Below are 3295 nucleotides of genomic sequence, written 5' to 3' on the forward strand. Positions count from 1 at the left end.
GGTGAGTCGTCGTCCCTCGCTGCCAGGCCCGCGGCGGGCCGGACATCTCCGCCTTCCCTACAATGGCTGACGTGAAGAGTGGCAGCAACGACCTGATGACCATCGACGCATTGGCGCTTGCATCGGGCATGACGGTACGCACTCTCCGATCGCACGCCTCCCGGGGCTTGTTGCCCTCGCCGATCATGCAAGGCCGCGTCGGTTACTACAACGGGTCACATCTGGCACGGTTGACCTTCATCAAGGAGATGCAGTCCGCTGGCTTCAGCCTGTCCAGCATCGAGCAGATCCTCGCCGGAGTTCCGGATGATGCCGGCGAGGCCATGTTGCACATCATCCGCGGGCTGTTGGCTCCCTGGGATGCCGAGCCGACGACGACCTACACCCCAGAACAGATCCTGAGCCTGTTCGGAGCCAGCGCCACGCTGGAGTCGTTGACCGAGTTCGGGGACCTGGTCGGGGCGGAGTTCGATCCCGACGGGAACGTCACGGTCACGGCCCCGGGGCTGCTGACGGCCGCAGCCGAGGCAGTGAAGTTCGTCGAGGCTGGCATGCCCGAGGAGGACTGGAATCGGATCACCGGGATCCACGCGCGGCTGCAGCCGCTGGCCGTCCAGGCCTTCCTCAGCGCCTTCCAGGGTGCGATGACCCAGGAGGTCAGCTCGGCGCTCAGCGAGGAGCTGGGGTCGGGTGCCCACGATGTGGTGCAGCGGCTGCTGAGGGCCGATCTCGGTGCCCGCAACTAGCAGATCCGGGGTTCCGGGTCCCGGTCGGTGGCACCGACTGTGGACGGGGGAAGCCCCTCGCTCTGTCGCCTATGACTGACCACGACAGGGACGGGGACGACGGGCGCGCTGCCGAAGCGTGCCCGTCGTCCGCGCGATCCCGCTCAGATCGCGCTCGTCAGCTTCACACGCGGCCGCCCTGCTGACAGGCCGTGTGCGATCTCTGCGTCGTCGATGCGACGCCATGCCGGAAGATCCACGGAGTCGGGATGCCACTGGCGGAGCAGCTGACCCAAGTCCCCTGCAGGCGACACGGGTTCGAGAACGCCTGACGTCGCATCCTCGAGCACGCTGTTGACCGTCTCGCGCGCACACGTCTTGTTGGTGCCGATGAACCCGCGAGGTCCGCGCTTGATCCATCCGACGACGTAGGCCCCTGGCAGACCCTCGACCCGGCCGCGCACATGCGGCACGACGCCTCGGTCCGGGTCGAAGGGGAGACTCGCGATCGGCGAGCCCTGGTAACCGATGGACGAGAGGACCAGACCGGCGGGCAGGTGATCGGATGTGCCACCGGGCGGTGATCCGGGGCCGGCGCTGCGGATCTCGACCTCCTCCACCTGGTCTTGGCCGACGAACCGGTGCGGCGAGGACCAGAACTGAAGCACGATCCGCCTGGAGCTCGGCGCGGCCTGATGTTCGGTCGGCAGGCTCCGCAGCAGGTCAAGCTTGTGGCGAAGCTGCACGTCGGCCCACTCCGGGGCAGGCGGGATATCGCCTGCGACGACGACCTCGAGATCGCGTCGAGCCATGAGGCCCACCAACTCGGGCAGCGTGAACGCCGCGTGCTCCGGCCCTCTGCGCCCCAGCACCACGACCTCTTCGACCTTGCTCTGGCGAAGGGCGGCCAAGGCATGGTCAGCGATGTCGGTGCGGGCCAACGCGTCCGGATCGGTCGTGAGGATGCGCGCCGCATCGATCGCGACGTTGCCGTTGCCTACGATCACCACCCGGCGATGGCTCAGATCGACGTGGGCATCGCCATGGTCAGGGTGGCCGTTGTACCAGGCGACGAAGCGAGTCGCGCTGCTCACGCCCGGGAGATCGGCACCGGGTACCTGCAGGACACGGTCCTGCGACGCCCCGGTGGCGTAGATGACCGCGGAGTAGCGCGCCGCCAACTCCTCGTGGTGCACCGAGGTGCCCACGTCCACGCCCAAGGCGTAGTGAAACCCCGGCAGGTCCTCGATGTCGCGGAAGAGCTTGTCGACCGCCTTGGTCATCTGGTGATCCGGCGCCACCCCCGATCTGACCAGTCCGTAGGGGACGCTCAGACGGTCGTAGACAGCCTGGTGTCGCGAGTGATCGCTCCGACCGGGCACGCCGCGACGCACGCGCCGCAGTCCACACAGGTCTTGGGGTCGATGTACAGCATCTCGGCCGACTCGAACAGCTCGTCATCCGGGTTCGGCTGGATGGCGTTGACCGGGCAGGCGAAGACGCAAGCGGCATCTCCACAGCACGCCTGGGTGATGACGTGGGTCACCGGCTCACGCCGCTCGGCGGAAGACGACCGCAGGCTCGCTGCGGAAACGTGACGGCCGGCCATCGATCTTGCACCAGCGCCACAACCGGCGAGACACCGGCGTCATGAGGCCACTGTCCTCGGCCAGCATCCGCACGTCGGCGAAGAGGTCGCGCAGTCGCTCCCGGGACTCCGGCGCCTGCCAGTACAGCTCCTTCATCACGTGGTCGGGGATGTCGAAGCGATCCCGGAAAGCCTTGGGCGGGACGAGGATGGCGTCGCCGAGGAACCGCATGATGAGCGGCAGAAGGGCCGCCGTGATGTGCCGCGCCTTCCGGCTGAGGTGGGGTGCACGAAGGCGCACGGCCTCGTGAGCGAAGGAGATGTGGCGGGCTTCCTCAGCGATATGGATCTCCATGACGCGTGACAGGACGGGCGGGAGCTCGGCGCCAGCCCTGAAGATCGACTTCTGCGTGTGGTCGATCGGCTCCTCGCCCGCAAGCACGCCCAAGAAGAAGACCACCGGATACCGCGTGACCAGCATCGGCATGCCGTCGACGTCGGCGCCGATGCGGTTGACGACCTCTTGGAACATCTGCGTGTGGTGGCACTCTTCGGTGGCCTCGTGCATCAGGTACCGGTACTCCACCGAGCCGTTGGGCAGTGCGAAGACGTACTGCATGATGGACCGGATGAGCACGTTCTCGAACTGAAGGCCGACCTTGAGGATGTTCGCCTGGCGCCAGAGTCCGATCTCGATCTGCCGCTCCAGCGGCTGCTTGAGGTACCACTCGTGGCCGCCGAGCGGGTCCACCGCGGCAGGCAGGACCCATCGCTCGTCGTCCTGCCTGACCTGGAAGTCCTCGTCGTCCCACGGGATGTCCGCGAAGGCATCGAAGTGGCGGTCCACCGACGCCTGGCTCAGCGTGCGCAGCACGTCCTCGTAGTTCTCCTGGGTGACCTCAGTACTGAGTGCCTCGTTGAGGCTCATGGGCGTGAGACCGCGCCCGCTCTCAGGTGACGAAGAGCCGGGGGCGTGGTTGGC

4 protein-coding genes are annotated in these 3295 nt (G+C 67.2%); 1 reads left to right on the forward strand and 3 read right to left on the reverse strand.

Annotated elements, in window-relative coordinates; translation table 11 throughout:
• The first annotated feature begins 71 nt into the window (after positions 1-71).
• Positions 72-746, forward strand: a complete 675-nt coding sequence (locus A6Q79_RS09150) for a MerR family transcriptional regulator (protein WP_317697897.1) — start codon at positions 72-74, stop codon at positions 744-746.
• 143 nt (positions 747-889) lie between these two features.
• Here A6Q79_RS09150 and A6Q79_RS09155 read toward each other — a convergent pair whose 3' ends face one another.
• Genes A6Q79_RS09155 through A6Q79_RS09165 form a run of 3 tightly spaced genes read right to left on the reverse strand, consistent with a single transcriptional unit; the run spans position 890 to position 3241 of the window.
• A complete protein-coding gene (locus A6Q79_RS09155) occupies positions 890-2119 on the reverse strand; it encodes an FAD-dependent oxidoreductase (protein ID WP_369037999.1) in 1230 nt (409 codons plus the stop codon).
• Positions 2056-2271, reverse strand: a complete 216-nt coding sequence (locus A6Q79_RS09160) for a 4Fe-4S binding protein (protein WP_317697901.1) — start codon at positions 2269-2271, stop codon at positions 2056-2058. Before A6Q79_RS09160 ends, A6Q79_RS09155 begins: the two co-directional genes overlap by 64 nt.
• Positions 2272-2275: 4 nt before the next feature.
• A complete protein-coding gene (locus A6Q79_RS09165) occupies positions 2276-3241 on the reverse strand; it encodes a diiron oxygenase (protein WP_317697903.1) in 966 nt (321 codons plus the stop codon).
• Between the last annotated feature and the right edge of the window lie 54 nt (positions 3242-3295).

This window comes from Aeromicrobium sp. REDSEA-S32_B7, from assembly GCF_001626145.1.
Taxonomy (GTDB): domain Bacteria; phylum Actinomycetota; class Actinomycetes; order Propionibacteriales; family Nocardioidaceae; genus Aeromicrobium; species Aeromicrobium erythreum.